This window comes from Planomonospora corallina (assembly GCF_042650625.1).
Taxonomy (GTDB): domain Bacteria; phylum Actinomycetota; class Actinomycetes; order Streptosporangiales; family Streptosporangiaceae; genus Planomonospora_B; species Planomonospora_B corallina.
This window is the reverse complement of sequence record NZ_JBHSBM010000005.1, coordinates 14,036-37,565: the sequence shown is the minus strand read 5'-3', so window position 1 is coordinate 37,565 and position 23,530 is coordinate 14,036. Positions and strand designations below refer to the sequence as shown.

Sequence of the window (23,530 nt, the reverse complement as noted above, 5' to 3'; positions counted from 1 at the left end):
GCAGGTTATCCCGTCCTATCCCTGTGGTCCCGCCGTCAGGGGAGCGCCGGCGGGCACCCGGCGGCGGAGCCGGGCGCGGGCCACCGCGCGGGCGGCCGTGTGGGCCGCCGCGGCCAGCACGGCTCCGGCGGCGTAGGCCGCGAGGTCGGCCGCGCCGAACGTGCTGCCGAGCACCAGCCTGGCCACGACGCTCACCTCGGAGAGCGCGGCGGGGACCCCGGTCAGCTGGGCGAACTCGACCGCCCAGCTGAAGGCCAGCGCGCCGGCCGCGGCCCGCACCGGTGGGACGCGGGGCACGGCGGCGACGACGAGCGTGTGGACGAGGACGGTGTAGAGGGCGTCGCCGCCGTACTTGCCGAACCAGCCGTCGGTGAGCGCCCGGAGAGTCAGTCCGGCGGCGACGGTCGCGGCGGCGGCCAGGACGGCGGGCAGGCGGGAGCGGAGGGCGTCGGGCACCGCCTCACGATAGCGCCGCCCGGCCCCGGGGCGTCGCGGGGGTGACGGAGAGTGACCGGAGGTGTCGGCGGGCGTGACGAGGGTCTCACCGGGCCATGGTGAACATTGTGAGTGACGTTGCAACTACGCAGGGTGATATAGACTGCTTTCCGGGTAAATCGCCAGGCAATCCCTCAGCCAGCACGGCGGAGCGTTCGCCTGCCGCCCGTCCGAGGAGGTCGCCGCCATGGGAGCCCTGCAGACCAGTGAAGCTCCGCAGATCAAGCCCGTCGTCACGGTGAAGCCGCCGGAGCCGGGACCCGTCGCCGAGCTGAAGCTCGTGATCGGCGCCGGGTCCGAGGAGACGGTCGTCACCCTCGCGGGAAGCCTGACGATGTCGAGCGCCTACCTGCTCGGCCGGGTGCTCACCGAGCTGGTCGACCAGGGGCACCGCTTCCTCGTCCTCGACGTGCACGACCTCGAGTCGTGCGACGGCGCGGGCTGGACGCTGCTGCTGGGGATCCGCTGGCGCCTGGCCACCGTGGCGGGACGGCTGAGGCTCACCGGGCTCCCGCCGCGGCTGATGCGCTCGTGCCGGCAGATGGAGCTGGCCGAGGTGTTCGAGCTGGACGGGAAGGTCGCCGAGCCGGCGGGCTGAGGGCCGGAGGGCGGGGCGGCCGAGGGGCCTTCGGACCGAGGGATCGGGCGGACCGAGGGATCGGCGGTCTCGGGGGTCGGCGGTCTCAGGGGTCGGGCGGGCCGAGGAGCCGCGCCCGGCCGGGGAGCCGCGCCCGGCCGGTCCGTGGACCGCCTGAGGTCCGGCGGAGGCTCTACCGGGCGGAGGCCCGGACGGGTACGGCGGGCTCGGGCTCGGGCCGTGTCTGCTCGACCAGCAGCCGGACGACGTCGTGCAGGTCGTGCCGGCGCCGGTAGGCGGCACGCTGGCGCGCCGCCCCCGACCCGGTGGCGCGCAGCCGGTTCAGGACCTCCGTCACGAAGGGCAGGTCGCCGCTCTCCTCCAGGGCGGGCCGCGCCCGCTGCAGCAGGCCGCCGACCAGCTTCCAGGCGGGTCTGCGCCGCCCGGAGAGCAGGTCGAAGCCGTTGCCCTCCAGGCCGTCGTGGGCCGCCCGCCAGTAGGCGACGTTGAGCAGGGTCTGGTCGACGGCGGGAGCGGGCCGGCCCTGCCGCACGTCGGCGAGGGAGACGGCGCACAGCGCTCTGACGAGGGCGGCGAGCGCGACGGCCTCGTCGAGGGTCGCGCACGCGTCGGCGCCGCGGAACTCCAGGGTCGGCAGGTGGTGGGAGGGCCTGACGTACCAGTAGACCATCGCCCGGTCCATGATGGCCCCGGTGGCGTAGAGGGCGTCGACCAGGGCGTCGTAGTGCTCCGGCGAGCTGAAGAAGGGCGGCGGCCCGGCGCTCGGCCAGCGCGTCCAGCGGACGACGCGCCAGCTGGCGTGCCCGGTGTCCACGCCGCCGGCGATCGGGGAGTTGCTCATCAGCGCCTGCAGCACCGGAAGCCAGGGGCGCAGGTGGTTGCTGACCTGGACGGCCTCGTGGCGGTCGGGGATGCCGATGTGCACGTGGCAGCCGCAGACGCCCTGGCCCCGCAGGATGCCGCCGTACTGCCGGTACATCCGCTGGTAGCGGGGGGACGGGCTCAACTGGGGCGGACCGGGGCTGTCGAGCAGGGCCGTGCCCGAGGCGGCCAGCCGCGCGCCGGCCCCCTCGGCGGCGGTGGCCGCGGCGGTCCGCAACTCGGTCAGGTCGCGTCGCAGCTCCTCCAGATCGGTGTGGACGAGACTGTTGGTCTCGATCTGGAACCTCATGAGCTCCGGCTGGACCCGTGCGGTGACCGGGACCGTGATCCGCCTGCGGACGGCGTCGGCCACGGGGGCGGTCCGTCCGGTCTCGGGGTCGACGACCAGGAACTCCTCCTCCACGCCGACGGTGAGCTCCCGCGGGGAGACGGTCATCCCGGGCGCCGTCCGGCTGAGGGCCGGTACGAGTACAGACCGGAAAAATATGACATAAAGTTCATATTTATTTCTTTCCTCTAATAAAGGACGAAAGGAGTAAATCCCCTATTCCCGGATTGAATCCGGAAAAACACCTCTCCGGCTACGTGTCCATTCCCGTGCGTGCGGCTCCCGTCGGGGAGGTCGCGTGATCCTTGCGTAATCACCCGACTGCGTTCCGTGTTTTCCGGCAGGCTGGAACAGATCACCTGCGACACGGGAGGCGAGATGCACGGTGAGCACGGTCCCACCCCCAGGTCCGTACGGCATGGCCGCGTACCCAGCGGCCAGGACCCGCTCCAGCCCTCCGCGCCGGCCGGCCCCGACAACCGGAACGGCCCGGCGGCCGTCCCCCGCTTCCCCGGCAAGAACCCCCGGTCCCGGTCGAAGATGCCCCGTGGCGGCCTCACCCGGCCCGTGGTGATCGGCGCGCTCCTCCTCCTGGCGGGAGTGGGCGGCCTGGCCGTGGCCTGGTCGGGCGAGTCCGGGCCGCCCGCCGGCCCGGCCCCCGAGGCTCCCATCCCTCCGGTGGCGCGGGACGTGCCGACCGGCCCGGGAAGCGCCACCCCCGACCCTCCCACCTCCGTGCCCTCCCGTGAGACGGGGGAGCGCCCGCCGGACGGGCGGGGGACGGGGGAGCCGGCCGGGTCCCGCGGCCGGCCGGGGAGCGGATCCGGGCCCGGCGCCCGGATCCCGGCCACCCGGGCGCCGGTCGCGGCCTCCTCACCCCCTCCGGGGAGCCCGTGGCACGCCGCACCGGACGAGCGGCCGGCACCCCGCCCCCCGGCCGCCGGTGGAGACGGTGGAGACGCGGCAGTGCCCTCCGCGAGGCCGGGCACGACGGTGTCCGCCCGGCCGGGACCGCGGGGCCTGCCGCTGCGGCCCGCCGTACGCGACGGCGGCGCGCAGTCCCGGAGCGGGGCGGCGCCCGCCACCGGAGCCATCGCCGGGCCCTCCGGCGCCTCCGCAGGGACCTTCACCGGTCCCTCTGCCGCGGACCCTCCCGCGACCTCCTCGGGGATCCCCTCCGCGGCGCCCTCGGCGGCCCCCTCCGGGGAGGTCTCCGGAGGACTCGCGCCCACCGGTGGCGGACGCCCGGGAGACCACCCCTACGGCGGGGTCTTCGAACCCCCGCTGAGAGGCTCCGACATCTGCCGGAAACTGCCGCCGGACGACCGGCGCACCGGATGCGTGCGCGCCTGGGAGAACTTCGAACGCGTCAGGAACCTGCCCTGACCTGCTGTGACCTGCTGTGACCTGCTGCGACCTGCTGTGAATCGCGGGACCCGGCCCGGCCGGCACGGTGTCATCCCCCGTGCGCTCCGCCGGCCGGGTGGGCGGGCGGCGGCAGCGCGGCGGTGGCGGCCTCCCGGTCGAGGCCGGCCGCCACGAGCAGGTCGACGACGACGGACCGCAGCTGGGCGATCATGGCATCGGTGGAGAGGCCCGACCGGCCGGCGGGCACCTCGCCCAGCCGGGACGCCACCTTCAGGACCGTGGCCGCGGTCCCGTCGGGCGGCTTCCCTGCCGCGAGCTCGTCGCGGAAGAGCAGCGCGGCGTCGGCGAGCTCGCGCAGCGCCCGGGCCAGCAGGGGCGGCTGGACCTCCCGCTGCCCCAGGGCGACGACGGCCCGCCGGCAGAGCACGCGGAGGTTCCGGAGCGCGTGGTCGAGCGGTGTGAGGGCGGTCTCGTAGCGGAGGAACCGCTGGCGCCGCCGGTGGCGCAGCGGCGAGATGGCCGTGATCTCCCTGCCGGTCTCCAGGGCCTTGCCGAACGCCTCCATCGCGCTCTGGGACTCCCGGGCCTGCCGCAGCGCGACCGCGGCACGCTCCGGGTCCGCCTCCTTGACGGCCTCCGCCGTGCCCCGCAGCGCCTCGGCCAGCGCCTCCAGGACGGCGGCGGCGTGCCGGTGGACGATCCCCGCCGGACTGGCCGGCAGCAGGGCCAGGGCGGCGATGCCCAGCGTCCCGCCGATCAGCGCGTCGACCATGCGGTCCAGCCCGCCGGTGTCGCCGGGCGGCAGCAGGGTGGCGACCAGGACCGCCGACGAGCCCGCCTGCAGCACGATCAGCGTCCCGCTGTCCAGGAACACCGCCGCGCCCATCGCCAGGGCGACGACGAGGGCGATCTGCCAGGGCCCCGAGCCGATCATGGAGATCAGCAGGTCGCCCACGCCCACGCCCACGCTCACCCCGGCGACCAGCTCCACCAACCGGCGCAGGCGCTGGCCGGTGGCGACGCCGACGCAGACCACCACCGCGATCGGCGCGAAGAAGGGGCGGGAGTGGCCGAGCAGGTCCTTGGCCACGATCCACGCGAGCGCGGAGGCCACCGCGCACTGGACGATGGAGGGGGCCATGAACGCCACCCGCCGCAGCCGGCCCCGTACGTCGAGGTGCACGCCCCCTCCTTCCCCGTGGCGGTGCCCGTGTCCGGGGATGCTTCCCCGCCCGCAGGGCCTACCACGCCGTTCGGAGGGTAGCCGGTGACGGATCGGGCGGCGCGTCGGGGGACACGGAAGGGGACGGGGCATGGGGGACGGGAGCGGGACGCGGGCGGAGCGGCTCCGCGAGGTGGCGCGTGAGGTCTTCGGCTGGACGGACCTGAGGCCGGGGCAGCTGGAGGCCATGGAGCACCTGCTGGACGGCGGGGACGCGCTCGTGGTCCTGCCGACCGGCAGCGGGAAGTCGGCCGTCTACCAGGTCCCCGCCCTGCTGCTCGACGGGCCGACCGTGGTCGTCTCACCGCTGATCGCCCTCCAGCGCGACCAGGTCGCGGGCCTGGAGGAGGCCGACGCGGGCGGGGCGGTCGCGGTCAACTCCGCGCAGTCCGGCGGATCCCCGCTGGAGGAGGTGCGGGCGGGCCAGGCCGAGTTCGTCTTCCTGGCGCCCGAGCAGCTCGCCAAGCCCGAGACCGTGGACCGGCTCCGGGACGCCCGCCCCTCGCTGGTCGCCATCGACGAGGCGCACTGCGTCTCGGCCTGGGGACACGACTTCCGCCCCGACTACCTGCGGCTCGGCCAGGTGATCGAACGGCTGGGCCACCCGCCGGTGGTGGCGCTGACCGCCACGGCCACCCCGGCCGTCCGCGAGGAGATCGCGGCCTCACTCGGCCTGCGGGACGCCCTGCACGTCGTACGCGGTTTCGACCGGCCCAACCTCGGCCTGGAGGTCCGCCGCTTCGTCACCGACGAGGACCTGCGCCGGGCGCTGGTCGAGGACGCGGCCTCCCGCCCCGGCCTCGGCCTGGTCTACGTCGCCACCCGCCGCGCCGCCGAGGAGTACGCCGCCGAGCTGAAGGCCGCGGGCCGCAGGGCCGAGGCGTACCACGCCGGGATGCGGGCGGCCGACCGGCACCGCGTCCACGAGCGGTTCCGCGACGGCGGACTGGACGTGGTCGCCGCGACCTCCGCCTTCGGCATGGGCATCGACAAGCCCGACGTGCGCTTCGTGCTGCACGCGGCCCCGCCGGACTCGCCGGACTCCTACTACCAGGAGATCGGCCGGGCCGGGCGGGACGGGGAGAGCGCCGAGGCGGTGCTGTTCTACCGGCCCGAGGACCTGGGGCTGCGCCGCTTCTTCGCCGGGGGACGGCCCGACGAGGAGCTGCTGCTGCGCGTCGCGACGCTGGTGTGCGAGCACGGCGGCGCCGTACCGGTCCGCGAGCTGCGCGAGGTGCTCGGCGTCAGCGCCACCCGCCTGACCCGGGTGGTGAACCTGCTGGAGCGCGCGGGCGCCGTCGAGCCCGCCGGCCGGGGCGGGCTGCGCCGCGTCGAGGGCGGCCCGGAGCCCGCACGCGCCGTGGAAGTCGCCGTGGAGCTGGAGGAGGCCCGCCGCCGCGTCGACGCCTCGCGCATCGAGATGATGCGCGGCTACGCCGAGACCACCGGGTGCCGCCGCCGCTTCCTGCTGGAGTACTTCGGCGAGCCGTACGAGCGGATCTGCGGCCGCTGCGACACCTGCCGGGCGGGTGAGGCGGAGGCGCCGGAGGTCGCCGGCGGACCCTTCGCCATGCACGCCCGGGTACGGCACAGCGCCTGGGGACCCGGCACGGTGATGAGCAGGGAGAACGACCGGATCACCGTCCTGTTCGAGGAGGTCGGCTACAAGACGCTCTCCCTGGAGGCCGTCGAGCGCGACGACCTCCTGGCGCCCTGCTGACCGGGAAAGGACGGAGCCGGAGCAGGCGTGCTCAGGCGCCGATGGCCCGCATGAGGTCCGCGGGCACCGGATAGGGGCGCTCGGCGGGCAGCAGGCCGGTGACCGGGCCGCCACCGCGGACGGCGGCGTGGACCGCGCGGACCCGGCCGGTGACGTCGGTGATCCGGGTGATCCACTCGCCGGCGTAGCGGCCGACCGCCTCACCGGACAGGCCGATCTGGATGGACCGGTACGGCAGGGCGTTGAGGTGGAGGTCGCGCTCCGGATCCCACTGGATCCGGACCGGGCTGCGCCGAAGGCGCTCCGCCCAGCCGGTGCGGTCGGTACCCGGGCCGGGATGGCTGAGGCAGGAGTGCGCCAGTGCCCACTCGAAGCCCTGCCGGGTGATCTCGATCGCCAGGACGCGCTCCTGGCCGGGCTTCGTGGCCCAGCCGGAGCGGTACATCATCCACAGGAAGGACGGCTTGATCCAGGTCATCCGCTCCCGTTTGAAGGGCGGGACGAAGGTCTGGGCCGCGACGGCGGGACCGGCGACGGCGGGGGAGTAAGCCTGGTAGACGGTGACGGTCTCCTCGGTGTGGACGGCGCGGATCTGCCGGTGGGGGACATCCATGGCGCCCAGCGTGGCCAGTGCGGCGTCCGTGGCGCAACGGGATTCACCGGGCGGGCGTTCGCCCGAGGACCCGCCGCCGGAGAGTTCCTCCAGGTGTGCTCCGGGATCCCGCAACCGCCGTGCCCGCGGTGCCGGGACGGGCGCGAGGAACGAAGAAGCCCCGCTCCCACGGGGTGGTGCCGTGGGCCGGGGCTCGTGTCTCCGGCCGGGCCGGAGGTGAGAGGTGGTGGACGATACAGGGATTGAACCTGTGACCTCTTCCGTGTCAGGGAAGCGCTCTCCCGCTGAGCTAATCGTCCGTGTCGAGGAAGACCAGAGGTGGAGACGGGATTTGAACCCGTGTACACGGCTTTGCAGGCCGTTGCCTCGCCTCTCGGCCACTCCACCGAGCAAGGCCCGAGGGCCTCTTCCGAGCGGAAGACGGGATTCGAACCCGCGACCCTCACCTTGGCAAGGTGATGCTCTACCCCTGAGCCACTTCCGCGTGCTCCCCGGGCGTTTCCCGCCCGTGGCGACGAAGAGAACTGTAGCGGGTTTTCCGGGTGATTGCGTAACCGGACGTTCTCCGGGAGGCCACGGGGGCGGAGGAGACCGGCGGGAGGAGGCGTCCGTTCCCGTGACCGGTTCGTCCCACCCGGTGGCGTGCGGTAGAACAGCCGGGTGGAGTCGTTGAAGCTGGGTGCGCTCGAGGTGTGGCCGCCGGTCGTCCTGGCACCCATGGCCGGGATCACCAACTCGGCGTTCCGCACGCTCTGCCGCGAGCAGGGCGGAGGCCTGTTCGTCTGCGAGATGATCACCACGCGGGCGCTGGTGGAGCGGAACGCCAAGACGCTCAGGATGATCCGGTTCGCGCCGGACGAGCGGCCGCGCAGCGTCCAGCTCTACGGGATCGACCCGCAGACGGTCGGCAGGGCCGTACGGATGATCGCCGAGGAGGGCCTGGCCGACCACGTCGACCTCAACTTCGGCTGCCCGGTGCCCAAGGTGACCCGGCGCGGCGGCGGCTCCGCCCTGCCGTACAAGCGCAACCTCTTCCGCGCCATCCTGCGCGAGGCCGTACGGAACGCCGGGACGCTCCCGGTGACCGTGAAGATGCGCAAGGGCATCGACGACGACCACCTGACCTACCTGGACGCCGGCCGGATCGCCGAGCAGGAGGGCGTCGCCGCCGTCGCCCTGCACGGCCGCACCGCCGTCCAGCACTACGGCGGGACCGCCGACTGGGAGGCCGTCGCCCGGCTGAAGGAGGCGGTGACCACGATCCCGGTGCTCGGCAACGGCGACATCTGGAGCGCCGACGACGCGCGGCGGATGATCGAGCGGACCGGCTGCGACGGCGTCGTGGTGGGCCGGGGCTGCCTGGGCCGCCCCTGGCTCTTCGCCGACCTGGCCGCCATGTGCGCCGGGAGCGACGAGCGGGCCCGGCCTGCGCTGGGCGAGGTCGCCGCCGTCATGGACCGGCACGCCACCCTGCTGACCGAGTGCTTCGGCAGCGAGCCGACCGCCGTGACCGACTTCCGCAAGCACGTCGGCTGGTACCTCAAGGGCTTCACCGTCGGCGCCGACCTGCGCCGCCGCCTGGCCACCTCCTCCTCGCTCGCCGCGCTCCGCGAGGGGCTGGCCGAGCTCGACCCCGCCCAGCCGTGGCCCGGCGAGGTGGCGGACACGCCGCGCGGCAAGACCAACGCCCGGGACCGGGTCCACCTGCCCGCCGGCTGGCTCGACGACCCCTACGACCTCGCGGTGCCCGACGCCGGCGCCGAGCTGGACACCTCCGGCGGCTGACCGGCCCGGGACCGGGATCCGGGGCCTTCCCGGCACGGCGCGCGCCCGGTCGGCCCCGGTGTCCCCGCACCGCACGGAAGAGGCGGCCGCACGCCCGGCCGCGCCCGCGGCGTGATCATAATGTGATCCCCGTCTGACGGGCCGGAGTCAGCTCCCGTGTGTACCGTTCGGTCAACGGGAGGCGGTCCACAGCGGGGGGCGCGTTGACGGGCACGGCGGCACCACCATCTCCGGAAGACCTGATCGCGGAGTACGACGCCGAGAGACCCGCCCGGCGCCTGCCCGCCGGGTTCTCGCTGGCCGCCACGGCCGTCGCGCTGGCCCTAGCGCTCTACGTGCTCTGGCAGACCTTCTTCCCGGGCGCGGTGCTGCCGTACCGGATGGTGTTCCTGGCGGTCGCGCTCCCGCTGGTCTTCGTCTGCTACAAGCCGCGCCGCCGGTCCGGCGACCGGCCCGGCGCCGCCGACTGGGCGCTGGCCGCGCTCTCCCTGGCGGTCTGCCTCTATCCGCCGGCCGTCTTCGACGACTTCATCCGGCGGGCGTTCGACCCCACAGCCCTCGACACGGCCGCCGGGGCGCTGCTCTCGCTCCTGGTGCTGGAGGCCTGCCGCCGGACCATCGGCTGGATCCTGCCCGCTGTCTGCCTGCTCTTCCTCGCCTACGCCTACTACGGCGGCTACCTGCCCTTCGACTGGCTGCTCGGGCACCGCGGCTACGACATCGACCGGATCATCGCCTCGTTCACCATGGGCACCGACGGCGTGTACGGCGTGCCGCTGGACGTGGCGGCGACCTACATCATCCTGTTCACGATCTACGGAGCGGTCCTCGACCACTCCGGCGCGGGCCGGTTCTTCGTGGAGGTCTCCCTGGCCGCGTTCCGGCGCTCCCGCTCGGCGCCGGGCCGCACGGTCACGCTGGCCGGGTTCCTGCTCGGCACGGTCAGCGGCTCCGGCGTCGCCACCACCGTGAGCGTCGGCAGCGTCGCCTGGCCGATCCTGCGCCGGGCGGGCTACCCGCGCGAGCAGGGCGCCGGCGTGCTGGCCGCGGCGGGCATCGGCGCGATCCTCTCCCCGCCCACCCTGGGCGCGGCGGCGTTCATCATCGCCGAGTACATGCAGGTCGGCTACCTCACGGTGCTGGGGTACGCGCTGATCCCCACGCTCCTGTACTACCTGGGCGTCTTCCTGGCGATCGAGATCGACGCCCGCAAGTACGGCGTGCGCGCCGCGGAGCAGGCCGGGCCGCCCGCCGGGACGGGGACGGACGGCCCCGAGCCCGCCGGGGACGGGACGCCCGGGACGTCCGCGAGAGCGGTGCCGGGGATCGGGGAGCCGCCGCGCCTGTGGCCGCTGCTGCGCCGCTTCGGCTACCACTTCAGCTCGCTGTTCGTGATCGTCGTGCTGATGGCGCTGGGCCAGTCGCCGTTCCGGGCGGTGGTGTACGCGACGCTGCTGGCCTTCGCGCTCTCCTTCCTCGACCGCGAGCACCGGCTCACCCCCCGCCGGGCGGCCCGCGCCCTGGCCGCGGGCACGCTCGGGGTGCTCCCGGTCGCGGTGACCTGCGCCGCCGCAGGGATGATCGTCGCCGTCGTGACGCTCACCGGGCTGGGCCTGAAGGCGAGCTCGCTGATCGTCGGGGTCTCCGGCGGGGTGCTGGCCGTCACCGCGCTGATGTGCGCGCTGGCGGTGCTCCTGCTCGGCCTGGCCGTGCCGGTGACGGCCTCGTTCGTGATCGCGGCGGTCATCATCGCCCCCGCGCTGAAGGACCTCGGGGTCAGCGACGCCGAGACCTACATGTTCATCTTCTACTACGCGGTGCTGTCGGAGGTCAGCCCGCCGACGGCGCTCTCCGCCTTCGCGGCCTCGGCCATCACCGGCGGCAACGCCTACCGGACCATGCTGGCCACCTGGAAGTACACGCTCCCGGCGTTCCTGGTGCCGTTCGCCTTCGTGCTGACCCCCGCCGGCTCGGGCCTGCTCGCCCAGGGCCCGGCGGGGGAGATCATCCTCGCCACGGCGGTCTCGGCGCTGGCCGTGGCCGCGCTGGCCGCCGCCACCGGAGGCCGGCTGATCGGCCCCGCCACGGTGCCCGTCCGGGCGTTGTGCGGGACGGCCGCCGTACTGCTGCTCTTCCTGTCCCCCGCGCCGGCGCTGGCCGGGGCGGGCGTGCTGCTCGTCGCAGTCGCACTTCACCTGGTCACGCGTAAACGGGAGGAACCGTCATGAGACGTCTCGCTGTCCTGCTGGCCGCCGGAGCACTGGCCCTCACCGCCTGCGGCGGGGACCGGTCCGCCGAGCGGGCCGCGGACCAGGCGACCGGCGCCGGCACGCGGCTCTCGATCGCCACCGGCAACACCACCGGCGTCTACTACGTGCTCGGCGGCGGCCTGGCCGACCAGATCGGCAGGAACCTCCCCGGCTACCAGGCGACGGCCGAGGCGACCGGCGCCTCGGTGGAGAACATCCAGCGCGTGGTCAGGGGCGACTCCGACATCGCCTTCACCCTGGCCGACTCCGCCGCCGACGCGGTGAACGGCAAGGGCGCCTTCACCGCGCCGCAGCCGATCCGCGCCCTCGCCCGGCTGTACGACAACTCCACCCAGGTGGTCGCCACCGCCGAGGCGAACGTGCGCTCCATCGCCGACCTGAAGGGCAAGCGGGTCTCCACCGGCTCGCCCAACTCCGGCACCGAGGTCATCGCGCTGCGGCTGCTCAGGGCGGCGGGCCTCGACCCCGACGAGGACGTCAGCCGCCAGTCCCTGGGCCTGCCGGAGAGCGTGCAGGGCATCAAGGACGGCACGCTGGACGCGCTGGTCTGGTCGGGCGGCCTGCCCACGCCGGGCATCACCGATCTGTTCACCAGCCTCGGGGACAAGGTCGCCTTCGTCCCGCTGGACGGCTCCCTGGACAAGATGCAGGCCGAGCACGGCCCGGTCTACGCCGCCGGCACGATCGGCAAGGACGTCTACTCCACCCCCGCCGACGTGCCGACGATCGTGGTGCCGAACCTGCTCGTGGTCGGCGAGAAGATGGACGCCGCCCTCGCCGAGAGCCTGACCAGGCTGCTGTTCGACCGCAAGGCGGAGCTGGAGAAGGTCCACCCGTCGGCCAGGAGCATCACCCGGGAGAACGCCCCGCGGACCGACCCGGTCCCGCTCCACGACGGCGTCAGGCGCTACTACGGCCAGTGACCCCGCCAACCACCCGTCGACCACCCGCCGACCACCCGCCGGGCGCCTGCGGACGGCGCCCGGCACGCGCTCCGCTCCGGCGGGCGCGACCGCGCCGGCCCGCCGCCGTGCTCACGCCTGGACGGTGCCGCCGCTGCGCCAGTAGACGTTGTTCTCCCGGCTCAGCATGCCCTCGTCCACCAGATAGCGGCGCAGCGCCGCGTAGTCGTCGTGGAAGGCGCGCAGCGCGACGTTGACCTCCTTCTCCGAGTAGCGCACGCCCGGCTCGAAGACCTGGGCGACGTAGTCGAGCACGACGAGCTGCTTGTCGCGCTTGGAGGGGATGGCCCGCAGCCGCCCGTCCACCAGGAAGGAGCGCAGCACCTTCTCCTCCGGCGAGACGGGCTCGGGCGGCGGGGCGGCGGCGTGCAGCAGCTCGCGGAAGCGCTCCCGCCGCAGCCGCCAGGCGCCCTCGCCGTCCTGTACGGCCAGCCCGCCGCGCTCCAGCCGGTCCAGCGCCAGCAGCATCGGATCGCGGTCCAGCCCGGACTCTGAAGGAGAGCGCTCCAGCGCCAGCGCCGCCAGCACCCGCAACGTGTCGTCCTGGTAGAGAAGCCCGAGGACCTGCCTGATCTCCGCATCACTCATGAGGGCTATTCTCACCGGTCCCGCAAGGCGTTTATGGGGACTGTTCCCACCGGTCCCGCAAGGCGTTCTCCGCCGCGCCGGACGGCGGGAGCCCGCCGGTCCGGTACGCGGCGCCCGGCTCCCGGCGCCCGGGGACCGCCCGGCCGTCCACGGCCGGGCCGGACCGCGCGTAGCGGCCCGGGGTGGTGCCGAGGACGCGTCTGAAGTGCCGGGTCAGGTGGGGCTGGTCGTGGAAGCCGGCCGCCGTCGCGGCGGCGTGCGGCGGCACGCCCTGGAGCAGGAGCCGGCGGGCGAGGTCGACGCGGCGCCCGGTCAGGTACTGGTGCGGCGCCATGCCGAAGGCCCGGCCGAACACCCTGACCAGGTGGGTGGGGTGGGCGTGCAGAAGGTCCGCGGCCTGGCGCAGGGTGAGGCCCGCGACGAAGCGCTCGTCGAGCAGGTCGCGCAGGCGCCCGGCGAGCTCCGGGTCGCGGCCGGCCCGCCGTGTCCCGGCCCGCCCGCGCAGGTGGTCGCGGAGCCGCTCGGTGACGAACGCCAGGCGGCTCTCGGCCTCCAGCTCCTCGCCCGGGAGTGCCAGGCAGACGTGCAGCAGGTGGATCCGCTCGCGCAGCGCAGGGTCGTCCAGCACCGGGGCGTCCACCGCCGGGCCGACGAGGTCGTCGCCGAGCTGGGTGGAGTCCAGATAGAGCACCCGTTTGCGGAAGCCCCGCGGGGTGGCCGAGCAGCCGTTGTGCGGCACATGGGGCGGGAGCAGGGTGACGGTGCTCTCCAGGGCGCCGTGCTCGTGCCGGTCGAGGTCGTAGCGGACCGCGCCGTCGTCGACGAGGAGCAGTGTCCACGACGCGTGGGTGTGCATGGGATAGGCGTGCTCGGTGAAGCGCGCGTGGAAGACCTCGGCGACGCCCCGCACGGGCGGGCGCCAGGCGGAGATGTCCGGGCGGGCGGGCACGCGAAGAACGTACAAGACCCCGTCCGCGGCGGTCCAGCAGAATCCATGGCCATGGAAGTCGTGGAAGTCACCGTGGAGCCCGGGAGCGGACCCGTCCGCTTCGACACGAAGATCGCCGTCCTGCTCCGCGCGGACCTGGAGGTGTGGCAGCGGCTGAACGTGACGGCGTTCCTCGTCAGCGGCCTCGGCACGGCGCGGCCGGAGGTGGTCGGCGAGCCGTACGAGGACGCGGACGGCACGCCCTACCTGCCCATGTTCCGCCAGCCCGTGCTGGTCCTCGAGGGGGACAAGGAGACGCTGGTGCGGGCGCACGCGCGTACGGCCGGCCGGGACGTCGCCCTGTCGGTGTTCACCTCCGACCTGTTCGCCACCGGCAACGACCGGGACAACCGCGCCGCCGTGCGCGCGGTGCCCCGGGAGGGACTCGACCTGGTGGGCCTGGCCGTGTACGGGCCGCGGAACGCGGTGGACAAGATCCTCAAGGGCGCGCGCATGCACCCCTGAGGTCTCAGAGGCGGTTGAGGCCGGTGACGTGGATCACCGCGCGGCCCTCCTCGTCGGAGGCGGCCAGGTCGACCTGGGCGTCGATGCCCCAGTCGCCGTCGCCCGCCGGGTCGGCGATGACCTGCCGGACCCGCCAGAGCTCCTTCTCCTCCTCGATGCGGAGCAGGGCGGGGCCGCGGGCGTCGGGACCGGTACCGACCTCGTCGTGGTCTTCGTAGTAGGCGTCCAGCGCGGCGGGCCAGTCCACGTCCGGGGCGAGCTCGGCCAGCTCCTCCTCCTTCTCCAGCGCGACCAGCTCCACCAGGCGGAACATCGCGTTGCGGACCAGCACGCGGAAGGCGCGCGGGTTGCCGGTGACCGGGCGGGGCTTGACCTCGATCTCCGCCTCCGCCTCCAGCGCCGCCGCCGGGTTGGCGAGCTTCTCCCACTCGTCGATCAGACTGGAGTCGACCTGGCGGACGAGCTCGCCGAGCCACTCGATGAGGTCGACCAGGTCGTCGGTCTTCAGGTGCTCGGGGATGGTCCGCGCCAGCGTGCGGTAGGCGTCGGCGAGGTATCGCAGCACGGTGCCCTCGGAGCGGGCCAGCTCGTAGTGGGCGACGTACTCGGTGAAGGTCATCGCCTGCTCGTACATGTCGCGGACGACGCTCTTGGGGCTCACCGTGTGGTCGGCCACCCACGGGTGGCCGCGCCGGTAGGTCTCGTAGGCGCCGAGCAGCAGGTCGGCGAGGGGCATCGGGTAGGTGATCTCGGCGAGGCGCTCCATGCGCTCCTCGTACTCGATCCCGTCGGCCTTCATCTCCGCGACGGCCTCGCCCCGGGCCTTCTTCAGCTGCGCCGACAGGACCTGGCGCGGGTCGTCGAGGATGGACTCCACGATCGAGACCATGTCGAGCGCGTAGGTGGGGGACTCCCGGTCCAGCAGCTCGAAGGCGGCCAGCGCGAACGTCGACAGCGCCTGGTTGAGCGCGAAGTCCTCCTGCAGGTCGATGGTGAGGCGCGCCCACCGGCCCTGCTCGTCGGGCTCGGGCAGCTGCTCGACCACGCCGCCGGCCAGCAGCGAGCGGTAGATCGCGATGGCCTGGCTGATGTGCCGCCGCTGCCACTTGCGGTCCTCGTGGTTGTCGGTCAGCAGGTGCTTCATCGCGGCGAAGCAGTCGCCGCCCCGGTTGATGACCGCCAGCAGCATGGCGTTGGTGACCTTGAACCGGGAGGTCAGCGGCTCGGGCTCGGCCTCCTGGAGCTTGGCGAACGTCTCGTCGCTCCAGCCGACGAAGCCCTCCGGCGGCTTCTTGCGGGCGTAGCCGCGCCGCCGCTTCGGGTCGTCACCGATCTTGGCCAGCGCCCGCTCGTTCTCGATGACGTACTCGGGCGCCTGGCAGGCGACGTAGCCGATGGTGTCGTAGCCGGCCCGGCCGGCCCGGCCGGCGATCTGGTGGAACTCGCGGGCGCGCAGCCGCCGGACCTTGTTGCCGTCGTACTTGCTGAGCGCGGTGAACAGCACGGTGCGGATCGGCACGTTCACGCCGACGCCGAGGGTGTCGGTGCCGCAGATGACCTTCAGCAGGCCCGCCTGGGCCAGGCGCTCCACCAGGCGGCGGTACTTCGGCAGCATGCCGGCGTGGTGCACGCCGATGCCGTGCCGTACCAGGCGGGACAGGGCGCGGCCGAAGTTCGTGGTGAACCGGAAGCCGCCGATCATCCGGGCGATGGCCTCCTTCTCGGCCTTGGAGCACATGTTGATGCTCATCAGCGCCTGGGCCCGCTCCATGGCGGCGGCCTGGGTGAAGTGCACCACGTAGACCGGGTACTGGTTGGTGGAGAGCATCTCCTCGAGCGTCTCGTGGAGCGGCGTCATCCGGTAGGAGTAGACCAGCGGGACCGGGCGCTCGGCGTGCTTGACCACGGAGGTCGGCCGGCCGGTGCGCCGGGTCAGGTCGCGCTCGAACATGCTCACGTCGCCGAGCGTCGCCGACATCAGCACGAACTGCACCTGGGGCAGCTCCAGCAGCGGCACCTGCCAGGCCCAGCCGCGGTCGGGCTCGGCGTAGAAGTGGAACTCGTCCATCACGACCTGGCCGATGTCGGCCTTGGCCCCGTCGCGCAGCGCGACGTTGGCGAGGATCTCGGCGGTGCAGCAGATGACGGGCGCGCCGGGGTTCACGCTCGCGTCGCCGGTCATCATGCCGACGTTCTCGGTGCCGAACAGCTCGCACAGGTCGAAGAACTTCTCCGACACCAGCGCCTTGATCGGCGCGGTGTAGAAGGTCCGCACGTCCCGGGTGAGCGCGGTGAAGTGCGCGCCCGCCGCGACCAGGCTCTTGCCGGAGCCCGTCGGGGTGGCCAGGATCAGGTTGTTGCCGGAGACGACCTCGATCAGCGCCTCCTCCTGCGCCGGATAGAGGGTGAGCCCCCGCTCGGTGTTCCACTCGACGAAGGCGTCGAAGATGGCATCGGGGTCGGCGTCGATCTCTTCGGGCAGGCGGTCTACGAGGCTCACGGTTCCCATCCTGCCGAACAACCGGGACTTGTCGAACCACAGGGGGCCGCGTTCCGCCGGCCGTTCCCCGTCGGACGGCCCCGCCGGAGGGCCCCGCCGGGGGGCCTACGGGCGGCGCGAGCGGGTCAGCAGCAGGCCCGCCAGGAGCGCGGCGGAGCCGAGCGCGGGAGCCGGGCCCGGGGCGAAACCGGAGACCGTCAAGGTGAGCAGCCCCGCCCCGGCGAGCGCGGCCGCCACCGCGACCCGGACCGCCCCGCCCCGGTACGGCGCGGCTGCAGGCGGCTCCTCGAACCGGGCGAAGACCCGCAGCAGCGCCCACATGACCAGGGCGAGCGCGGCCAGCCAGTGCGGCCACCCGGACAGCCATGCCTGACCGCCCGGCTCCGGGGTGGGGACGCCCAGCCCCACCACGACCACCGCGGTGACCGCGAACAGCGCGGCCATGTGCCACAGGTAGACCGTCATCATGCGCGGGCCGGCCCAGCCGAGCAGCCGCGCCACCGCCGGCCACGCGGCGAGCGCGGTGATCTGCCGGCGCAGCGCCAGTGCCAGCCCGATCTGCCCCGCTCCCACCGCGAGCAGCGCCACCGTGGGAGGCGCCATGTTCGACACCGCCGCACCCGGCAGGCCGATCATGCTGCCCGGGTAGGGGCCGAGGGCCACCAGCACGGCCGCCAGGCCGTAGCCCGCCGCGGCCATGGTCCACGCGGTCCGCGGGCGGCGCAGGCGGCCGTCGGCGTAGAGGAGGCCGAGCTGGTGCACCGCGAGCCAGACCAGGCCGATGTTGGCCCATCCGGCGGCCTCCAGGCCGAAGGCGAAGCGGGCCGTGTCCACCGCGACGGCCCCCGCCGCCAGCGCCGCGGGCATCCGCGCGCCGTACGCCGCGCCGAGCCGGAGCATCAGCGGCGTCGCCGCCACCGCCACGAGATAGATCGCCAGGAACCAGAGCAGCTGGCCCGCCAGGCGGGAGGCCACCGCCACCGGCTGCCCGGGAAGGCCCAGCGCGAGCAGCAGGTGGGGCAGGGGGAGCCAGACCGCGGCCAGCGGCAGCACCGGCCAGACCAGGCGGCGCAGCCGCGCCGCGAGCCAGGCGGGACCGGCGAGGCCGCGCCGGACCGCGCCGCGGTGGCTGATCGCGTTGGCGGCGCCCCCGGCGAAGAACACCAGCGGCATCACCTGGCTGATCCACGTGACGACCCACGCGCTCCCGGACGCCAGCGCGTTCCCGGTGGTGATCCGGTCACCGGCGAAGGAGAGCACCGGCATGCTCCAGTGCTGGAGCACCACCAGCGCGATGCCGGCCAGCCGCAGGACGTCGATGAACAGGTCGCGGCCATCCGGCCGGCGCGGCGGGGCCGGGGGCGGTGCGGCCTGCGGGAGCGCGGGCCCGGGGCGGGTCAGGACGGCGGCCATCGGGGGTCTCGCTTCCTCGCGGGGGTGGTGCTCCGAGGCTTTCGCGCCGGCCCCCGGCGGCGCAGTGACGGAGACCGCCCTCTTCGCGTGAGATCACCCCACCGGGGAGGGTAGGGCCTGCCCTACCCCGAAGGTGCCTGCCCGCCGGGTCGATGCGGCGGGCGGAGGCTCGTAGCGTTGCCACCATGAGATCCCTCCTGCGCCGCATCGGCACCGACACCCGCTACCTCCTCCTCGGCCTCCCGCTCTCCGTGATCGCCTTCTCCCTGATGGTCGCCGGGTTCTCGGCCGGTGTCGGGACGGTGGTCGTCTGGGTCGGGGTGCCGATCCTGGCGGCGACGCTGATGGCCGCCCGGGGCTTCGCCGACCTGGAGCGGCGGATGCTCCCCGAGGTGCTCGGCCGCCCGGTCGCCCGGCCCCGTTACCGGCCCGCGCCGCAGGGCGCGGGCTGGTTCCGCCGGATGGTGAACCCGCTGGTCAGCGGGCAGTCGTGGCTGGACCTGCTGCACGGCATCCTGAACCTCCCGATCGCCCTGGTGACGTTCTGCGTCACGGCGACCTGGTGGGCCGGGACCATCGCCGGGCTGACCGCCCCCATCTACGGGTGGATCACCGCGAGCATCCCGGGCAACACGGGCCTGGCCGAGCTGATCGGGCTCGGGGACAGCGTCGTGATGGAGGTCGTCCTCAACACCGTGATCGGCCTGCTGTTCGCGATCACGCTGCCGGCGGTGGTCCGCGGCGCGGCGCTGGTCCAGGCGGGGTTCGGCCGGGCCATGCTGACCAGCGTCGCCGAGCTGCAGGAGCGCATCGACGACCTGGCCGAGGGCCGGGCCGCGGCGGTCTCGGCCGAGGCCAACGCGCTGCGCAAGCTGGAGCGCGACATCCACGACGGGCCGCAGCAGCGCCTGGTCTCCCTGGCCATGGACCTGTCCCGGGCCCAGCGCCAGCTCAGGCAGGACCCGCAGGCTGCCGACCGGACGATCACGCAGGCCATCACCGCGACCCGGGAGACCCTCGACGAGCTGCGCGCGCTCTCGCGCGGCATCGCCCCGCCGATCCTCAGCGACCGCGGCCTGGCCCCGGCGCTGGCCGCGCTCGCCGGCCGCTGCACCGTCCCGGTCGATCTGGACGTGCAGGTCGAGCAGCGCTTCCCCGCCGCGGTGGAGAACACCGTCTACTTCGTGGTGGCCGAGACGCTGACCAACGTCGCCAAGCACAGCCACGCGACCGTCTGCACGGTCACGCTGAGCCGTACCGGAGATGTCCTGATGCTCACGATCGGGGATGATGGGGTCGGCGGCGCGCACGTCGCCAAGGGACACGGCCTGTCCGGCCTCGCCGACCGCCTGCGGGCGGTGGACGGCGAGCTGACGGTGGACTCCCCGCCTGGCGGGCCGACGGTGATCGTGGCGGAGGTGCCGTGCGGGTAGTCGTGGCCGACGACGCAGTGCTGATCAGAGAGGGCCTGGTCAGGCTGCTCGAGGAGTTCGGCTGCGAGGTGGTGGCGGCGGTCGGGGACGGCGGCGCGCTGGTGGAGGCCGTCGCCGAGCTGCGGCCGGACGTCTCCGTGGTGGACGTCCGGATGCCGCCGGGCTTCACCGACGAGGGGCTGCGGGCGGCGGTCGAGGCGCGGCGGCGGGTGCCGGGCGCCCCGGTGCTGATCCTGTCGCAGTACGTGGAGGTCTCCTACGCCGACGACCTGCTCGCCGACGCGCGCGGCGCGGTGGGCTACCTGCTCAAGGACCGGGTCGTGGACGTCGACGACTTCATGGGCGGCCTGCGCTCGGTCGCGGCCGGCGGCACCGTCTTCGACCCGCAGGTGGTGGCCCAGCTGATGGTGCGGCGCCGCCGCGACGACCCGCTGGCCTCCCTCACTCCGCGGGAGCGGGAGGTGCTCTCCCTGATGGCGGAGGGCCGCTCCAACCCCGCCATCGGCCGCCGGCTCGTGGTCAGCGACGGCGCGGTGGAGAAGCACGTCCGCAACATCTTCGCCAAGCTCGGCCTGCACGTCGAGGACGGCGACCAGCACCGCCGGGTGCTGGCGGTCCTGGCCTACCTGCGCGCCTCGGGGCAGGGGTGAGCGCCGGGGTCCGGGAGCCGGCCGGATACGCGGGGCAGGGCGGCGCCGTACGGCCGGCCGGGCGCGCCGGACCGGAGGGGGAAGGCGCCGGACCGGGCGGGGGAGGGACGACGCGCACCCACGACCTGTCCGCCGGCGGCGGCGTGCTGGCCCGGGTGGAGGAGACCGCCCGCGAGGCGGCGCGGCTGCACGGCCTGCCCGCCGCCGAGGTCACCCTGATCAACGTCTCGGAGAACGCCACCTTCCGGGTGGACGACCCGGAGACCGGCCTGCGGGCGGTGCTCCGGGTGCACCGGCTCGGTTACCACTCCGCCGCCGCGATCGGCTCCGAGCTGGCCTGGCTGGAGGCGCTGCGCGCGCAGGCCGGGGTGCGGACCCCCGCGGTGATCCCCGCGCCGGACGGCTCCCGCGTGCTGGCCGTCCCCGAGCCCGTCCCCGAGGCCGGTCCCCAGGCCGCTCCCGGGGCCCTTCCGCGGGCGCGGACCCGGCACTGCGTGCTCTTCGAGTTCCTGCCCGGGAGCGAACCGCCGCAGGACCGCCTCGTCGAGGGCTTCGAACGGCTCGGCGAGGTCACCGCGCGCATGCACCGGCACGCGCGCTCCTGGCGCCGCCCGGCGGGGTTCACCCGCTTCCACTGGGATTACGACGCCATGCTGGGCGCGGAGTCCCGGTGGGGGCGCTGGCAGGACGGGCCGGGCATGGACGCCGAGGCGCTGGCCGTGCTGGCGCGGCTGGACGGGGAACTGCGCGGGCGGCTGCGCCGGTTCGGCCGGGACACCGGGCGCTACGGCCTGATCCACGCCGACCTGCGCCTGGCCAACCTGCTGGTGACCGGGGACGGCCCGCCCAGCGTGATCGACTTCGACGACTGCGGTTTCGGCTGGTACCTGTACGACCTGGCCGCGGCGCTGAGCTTCATCGAGCACGACCCCCGGGTCCCCGAGATGATCGAGGCCTGGTTGCGGGGCTACCGGAGCGCCGGCGTCCTGGCGGGCGGGGACGAGGCCGAGATCTGGACGTTCGTCCTGCTGCGCCGGCTGCTGCTGGTCGCCTGGATCGGCAGCCACGGCGGCGTGGACATCGCCGCCGAGCTGGGCGCCGGCTACACCCGGGGCGCCTGCGAGCTGGCCGAGCGCTATCTGACGGGCGCCCTGCCCGCGTTCCGCTGAGCGGGCGGGTGCCCCGGCGGGTCGGGTCTCACCCCTGCCCGCGGAGCGCCTCCAGCTCGCGCCTGACGTCCTCGTCGCCCGGGGCCAGCTCCAGCGCCCGGGCCAGGTCGGCGGCGGCCTCGTCCGCCCGGCCCGCCGCGCGCAGCGCCAGTGCCCGGTTGAACAGCAGCGCCGGGTCCGCGCCCGGCTCCAGGGCCCGGGTGAAGTCGGCGACCGCGCCCTCGGGGTCGCCGGTCTCGAAGGCCAGCGCGCCCCGGCTGGCCCAGGCCGCCGTCAGGCCGGGAGAACGTTCCAGGGCCCGGTCGAAGGCGGCCCGCGCCGCCGCGCTCCGGCCCTCGGCCATCTCCACCTGGCCCAGCGCGCACAGCAGGTACGGGTTGTCCGGATCCAGCGCGAGCCCCGCCTCGGCGTCCGCCCGCGCGCGGCCGTACTCGCCGAGCGCGGCCAGCAGGCCGGCCCGGTTGGCCAGCGCGTCGACGAACTCCGGGTCCAGCTCCAGGGCGTGGTCCAGATCGGCGAGCGCGCCCTCGTGGTCGCCGGTGGAGAAGCGGATCTCGGCCCGGTTGTAGTAGGGCTCGGGGAAGGGCGGGCCGACCCGCATGGCCGTCTCGTAGTCGGCCACCGCGTCGTCCGGCCGGCCGAGCCGGTGCAGCAGGTTGCCCCGGTCGATGTAGTAGTCGGGATAGCCCGGGTCGGCGGCGATCACCGCGTCCAGGTCCTCCAGTGCCGCCTCCGGCCGGCCCAGCATGACGGCCAGCTGCGCCCGGTTGGCCCGCAGCACCAGCCGGTGGATCGGGTGCTCGTCCGGTCCCAGCCCCTCGTCGGCCAGGTCGATGGCCTGCTGGACCAGCTCCAGGGCCGTCTCGGGGCGGCCGCGCCGCACCTCGACCAGGGCCCGGGCGTTGAGGTCGAAGCCCAGCTTGAACGCCCGCTCGCGCGGGTCCGGCAGCAGCGTCGAGATGGCGATCGCCTCGTTCACCCAGGCCAGCGCCGCGTCCAGGTCGCGCCGGGCCGCGTCGTGGTGGCGGACCTTCAGCATGCCGGTGGCGTAGGCGGCCGCGGCGTGCGTGACGGGGGAGACGCTTTCCCGCCGGGCCAGGTCGAACAGGGCCGCGGCCTCCTCCTCGCGGCGCAGCGAGCCGAGCGCGGTGGCGGTGCTGTGCAGGAAGCGCCACCAGACCTCCGGCTCGGCCGCGGGGTCGGTCAGCGCCAGGCCGCGCGCGCCCAGCTCCGCGACCGCGTCGTGGCAGCCGGCGTCCAGGCACCACTCGACGGCGAAGCGGAGCGCCTCCACCGCCCGGCGCGGGTCGGTGCCGTGCTCGCGGTGGTGGACGGCGGCCAGGCGCGCGCCGACCGTGCCCTGCCGCTCCAGCTCGCCGGCGCGCTTGTCGTGCTCGCCGGGGTCGAGCTCCGGCAGCGGTACGGCCTGCTCGCGGGTCTGGACGGCGAGCAGCTCCGGCGGGATACGGCGGCGCAGCACCGCCAGCACCTCGCGGTCGGTGGGGTCGGCCTCCGCCAGGCCGGTGACGACGAGCCTGCGGGGCCCGGTGCGCTCCAGGTGCCCGCGGAGGAACTCGGCGACGCCGTTGGCGATGCGCAGCGTCCGTCGCGGCGCGTGGACCAGGATCCGCTCCGCCCGGGGCAGGCCGTCGGCCCGGGACCGGCGTCGCTCGGGGATCCGGTCGCGCAGGTCGGGGGCGACGGTGCGCAGTTCGATGTCGTAGCGGGCGACCAGCTCCGGCGGGGCGTCGGGGAGCACGGCCGCGACGACCGCGCCCGTGGCCGTGTACGGCCCGCGCAGTCGCCGGTCGGCGTCGACCGGCGGCAGGAGCAGGGGCGGAAGGGGGGCGTTGGCGGCTTCTCCTGGGGAGAGGGGTCCCCGGCTCACCGTTCTCCTCGTGGTCCGTCGTGAGACCGGCGCCCATGGCTGGACGCCGGTTCTGCGTTACCGGTTCAGTGTCCCGGTGTTTCCGGCGCTCTCCGGATCAGCCGACGTGCTTGGGACTGGCGGCCCCGTTGAGCGCGACCGTACCGGGCTTGTGAACGATGACCTTCTTCATCACGAACCTTCCTCGCCATTA

Annotated in this window: 19 protein-coding genes and 3 tRNA genes; 10 read left to right on the top strand and 12 right to left on the bottom strand. The window is 74.4% G+C overall.

The features are described 5' to 3' along the window. Positions 1-15: 15 nt before the first annotated feature. Positions 16-456, bottom strand: a complete 441-nt coding sequence (locus ACFOWE_RS00855; protein ID WP_377284785.1) for a ribosomal maturation YjgA family protein — start codon at positions 454-456, stop codon at positions 16-18. 226 nt (positions 457-682) lie between these two features. Between ACFOWE_RS00855 and ACFOWE_RS00850 the strand changes: the two genes are divergently transcribed. Next, positions 683-1,093, top strand: coding sequence for an STAS domain-containing protein (locus ACFOWE_RS00850; protein WP_377284784.1), 411 nt, complete (start codon positions 683-685; stop codon positions 1,091-1,093). Positions 1,094-1,265: 172 nt separating this feature from the next. Here ACFOWE_RS00850 and ACFOWE_RS00845 read toward each other — a convergent pair whose 3' ends face one another. Then, entirely contained in the window at positions 1,266-2,411 is a 1,146-nt protein-coding gene (locus ACFOWE_RS00845) for a carboxylate-amine ligase (RefSeq protein WP_377284783.1), read from the bottom strand. A gap of 858 nt (positions 2,412-3,269) precedes the next feature. Between ACFOWE_RS00845 and ACFOWE_RS00840 the strand changes: the two genes are divergently transcribed. After that, positions 3,270-3,689: a hypothetical protein gene (locus ACFOWE_RS00840; protein WP_377284782.1), complete on the top strand. Its 420-nt coding sequence runs from the start codon at positions 3,270-3,272 to the stop codon at positions 3,687-3,689. Positions 3,690-3,759: 70 nt separating this feature from the next. Here the strand turns inward: ACFOWE_RS00840 and ACFOWE_RS00835 are convergent, their stop codons facing one another. Further along, positions 3,760-4,854 (bottom strand): FUSC family protein, encoded by a 1,095-nt coding sequence (locus ACFOWE_RS00835; protein ID WP_377284781.1) that lies wholly within the window; start codon positions 4,852-4,854, stop codon positions 3,760-3,762. A gap of 130 nt (positions 4,855-4,984) precedes the next feature. On the opposite strand from ACFOWE_RS00835, the gene ACFOWE_RS00830 reads away from it, so the two are divergent. Further along, positions 4,985-6,613 carry a RecQ family ATP-dependent DNA helicase gene (locus tag ACFOWE_RS00830; RefSeq protein WP_377284780.1) on the top strand — a complete coding sequence of 543 codons (1,629 nt, stop codon included), beginning with the start codon at positions 4,985-4,987 and terminating at the stop codon, positions 6,611-6,613. A gap of 31 nt (positions 6,614-6,644) precedes the next feature. Here the strand turns inward: ACFOWE_RS00830 and ACFOWE_RS00825 are convergent, their stop codons facing one another. The 4 genes from ACFOWE_RS00825 to ACFOWE_RS00810 form a co-directional block, all read right to left on the bottom strand. Further along, positions 6,645-7,226: a DUF4291 domain-containing protein gene (locus tag ACFOWE_RS00825; protein ID WP_377284779.1), complete on the bottom strand. Its 582-nt coding sequence runs from the start codon at positions 7,224-7,226 to the stop codon at positions 6,645-6,647. 224 nt (positions 7,227-7,450) lie between these two features. Next, positions 7,451-7,525, bottom strand: a tRNA-Val gene (locus ACFOWE_RS00820). A 17-nt stretch (positions 7,526-7,542) separates the two neighbouring features. Next, positions 7,543-7,613: transfer RNA gene (locus ACFOWE_RS00815), tRNA-Cys, on the bottom strand. A 25-nt stretch (positions 7,614-7,638) separates the two neighbouring features. Beyond that, a tRNA-Gly gene (locus ACFOWE_RS00810) sits at positions 7,639-7,710 on the bottom strand. Positions 7,711-7,886: 176 nt separating this feature from the next. Here ACFOWE_RS00810 and dusB point away from each other — a divergent pair. From dusB to ACFOWE_RS00795, 3 genes are all read left to right on the top strand, one after another. After that, a complete protein-coding gene (dusB, locus tag ACFOWE_RS00805; RefSeq protein ID WP_377284778.1) occupies positions 7,887-9,011 on the top strand; it encodes a tRNA dihydrouridine synthase DusB in 1,125 nt (374 codons plus the stop codon). A gap of 203 nt (positions 9,012-9,214) precedes the next feature. Beyond that, positions 9,215-11,239 carry a TRAP transporter permease gene (locus tag ACFOWE_RS00800; protein WP_377284777.1) on the top strand — a complete coding sequence of 675 codons (2,025 nt, stop codon included), beginning with the start codon at positions 9,215-9,217 and terminating at the stop codon, positions 11,237-11,239. After that, on the top strand, positions 11,236-12,204 hold the full coding sequence (locus ACFOWE_RS00795; protein ID WP_377284776.1) for a TAXI family TRAP transporter solute-binding subunit: 969 nt from the start codon (positions 11,236-11,238) through the stop codon (positions 12,202-12,204). Before ACFOWE_RS00800 ends, ACFOWE_RS00795 begins: the two co-directional genes overlap by 4 nt. 111 nt (positions 12,205-12,315) lie before the next feature. Here ACFOWE_RS00795 and ACFOWE_RS00790 read toward each other — a convergent pair whose 3' ends face one another. Both ACFOWE_RS00790 and ACFOWE_RS00785 read right to left on the bottom strand, forming a co-directional pair. Continuing rightward, a complete protein-coding gene (locus ACFOWE_RS00790) occupies positions 12,316-12,831 on the bottom strand; it encodes a DUF2087 domain-containing protein (RefSeq protein WP_377284775.1) in 516 nt (171 codons plus the stop codon). A gap of 31 nt (positions 12,832-12,862) precedes the next feature. After that, a complete protein-coding gene (locus ACFOWE_RS00785) occupies positions 12,863-13,780 on the bottom strand; it encodes a helix-turn-helix transcriptional regulator (RefSeq protein ID WP_377284774.1) in 918 nt (305 codons plus the stop codon). A gap of 51 nt (positions 13,781-13,831) precedes the next feature. Between ACFOWE_RS00785 and ACFOWE_RS00780 the strand changes: the two genes are divergently transcribed. Then, positions 13,832-14,284 carry a DUF2000 family protein gene (locus ACFOWE_RS00780; RefSeq protein ID WP_377284773.1) on the top strand — a complete coding sequence of 151 codons (453 nt, stop codon included), beginning with the start codon at positions 13,832-13,834 and terminating at the stop codon, positions 14,282-14,284. 4 nt (positions 14,285-14,288) lie between these two features. On the opposite strand, the gene ACFOWE_RS00775 is transcribed toward ACFOWE_RS00780, so the two are convergent. Then, complete coding sequence (locus ACFOWE_RS00775) at positions 14,289-16,793, bottom strand: DEAD/DEAH box helicase (protein WP_377284772.1); 2,505 nt, start codon at positions 16,791-16,793, stop codon at positions 14,289-14,291. A gap of 96 nt (positions 16,794-16,889) precedes the next feature. Further along, on the bottom strand, positions 16,890-18,197 hold the full coding sequence (locus ACFOWE_RS00770; protein ID WP_377284771.1) for an acyltransferase: 1,308 nt from the start codon (positions 18,195-18,197) through the stop codon (positions 16,890-16,892). Between the two features lie 185 nt (positions 18,198-18,382). On the opposite strand from ACFOWE_RS00770, the gene ACFOWE_RS00765 reads away from it, so the two are divergent. Genes ACFOWE_RS00765 through ACFOWE_RS00755 form a run of 3 tightly spaced genes read left to right on the top strand, consistent with a single transcriptional unit; the run spans position 18,383 to position 21,449 of the window. Continuing rightward, positions 18,383-19,630: a sensor histidine kinase gene (locus ACFOWE_RS00765; RefSeq protein WP_377284770.1), complete on the top strand. Its 1,248-nt coding sequence runs from the start codon at positions 18,383-18,385 to the stop codon at positions 19,628-19,630. After that, on the top strand, positions 19,621-20,280 hold the full coding sequence (locus tag ACFOWE_RS00760; protein WP_377284769.1) for a response regulator: 660 nt from the start codon (positions 19,621-19,623) through the stop codon (positions 20,278-20,280). The genes ACFOWE_RS00765 and ACFOWE_RS00760 overlap by 10 nt, the downstream gene beginning before the upstream one ends. Further along, on the top strand, positions 20,277-21,449 hold the full coding sequence (locus ACFOWE_RS00755) for a phosphotransferase enzyme family protein (protein ID WP_377284768.1): 1,173 nt from the start codon (positions 20,277-20,279) through the stop codon (positions 21,447-21,449). The genes ACFOWE_RS00760 and ACFOWE_RS00755 overlap by 4 nt, the downstream gene beginning before the upstream one ends. A gap of 28 nt (positions 21,450-21,477) precedes the next feature. Here the strand turns inward: ACFOWE_RS00755 and ACFOWE_RS00750 are convergent, their stop codons facing one another. Beyond that, positions 21,478-23,337, bottom strand: coding sequence for a tetratricopeptide repeat protein (locus ACFOWE_RS00750; protein ID WP_377284767.1), 1,860 nt, complete (start codon positions 23,335-23,337; stop codon positions 21,478-21,480). Positions 23,338-23,530: the final 193 nt, after the last annotated feature.

What these genes read in the sequence shown, in the direction of transcription:
- ACFOWE_RS00850 (WP_377284784.1), top strand. Translation starts at nt 683, where the DNA reads ATGGGAGCCCTGCAGACCAGTGAAGCTCCGCAGATCAAGCCCGTCGTC.
- ACFOWE_RS00845 (WP_377284783.1), bottom strand. Translation starts at nt 2,411, where the DNA reads ATGACCGTCTCCCCGCGGGAGCTCACCGTCGGCGTGGAGGAGGAGTTC.
- ACFOWE_RS00830 (WP_377284780.1), top strand. Translation starts at nt 4,985, where the DNA reads ATGGGGGACGGGAGCGGGACGCGGGCGGAGCGGCTCCGCGAGGTGGCG.
- ACFOWE_RS00825 (WP_377284779.1), bottom strand. Translation starts at nt 7,226, where the DNA reads ATGGATGTCCCCCACCGGCAGATCCGCGCCGTCCACACCGAGGAGACC.
- ACFOWE_RS00795 (WP_377284776.1), top strand. Translation starts at nt 11,236, where the DNA reads ATGAGACGTCTCGCTGTCCTGCTGGCCGCCGGAGCACTGGCCCTCACC.
- ACFOWE_RS00790 (WP_377284775.1), bottom strand. Translation starts at nt 12,831, where the DNA reads ATGAGTGATGCGGAGATCAGGCAGGTCCTCGGGCTTCTCTACCAGGAC.
- ACFOWE_RS00780 (WP_377284773.1), top strand. Translation starts at nt 13,832, where the DNA reads ATGGAAGTCGTGGAAGTCACCGTGGAGCCCGGGAGCGGACCCGTCCGC.
- ACFOWE_RS00775 (WP_377284772.1), bottom strand. Translation starts at nt 16,793, where the DNA reads ATGGGAACCGTGAGCCTCGTAGACCGCCTGCCCGAAGAGATCGACGCC.
- ACFOWE_RS00770 (WP_377284771.1), bottom strand. Translation starts at nt 18,197, where the DNA reads ATGGCCGCCGTCCTGACCCGCCCCGGGCCCGCGCTCCCGCAGGCCGCA.
- ACFOWE_RS00765 (WP_377284770.1), top strand. Translation starts at nt 18,383, where the DNA reads ATGAGATCCCTCCTGCGCCGCATCGGCACCGACACCCGCTACCTCCTC.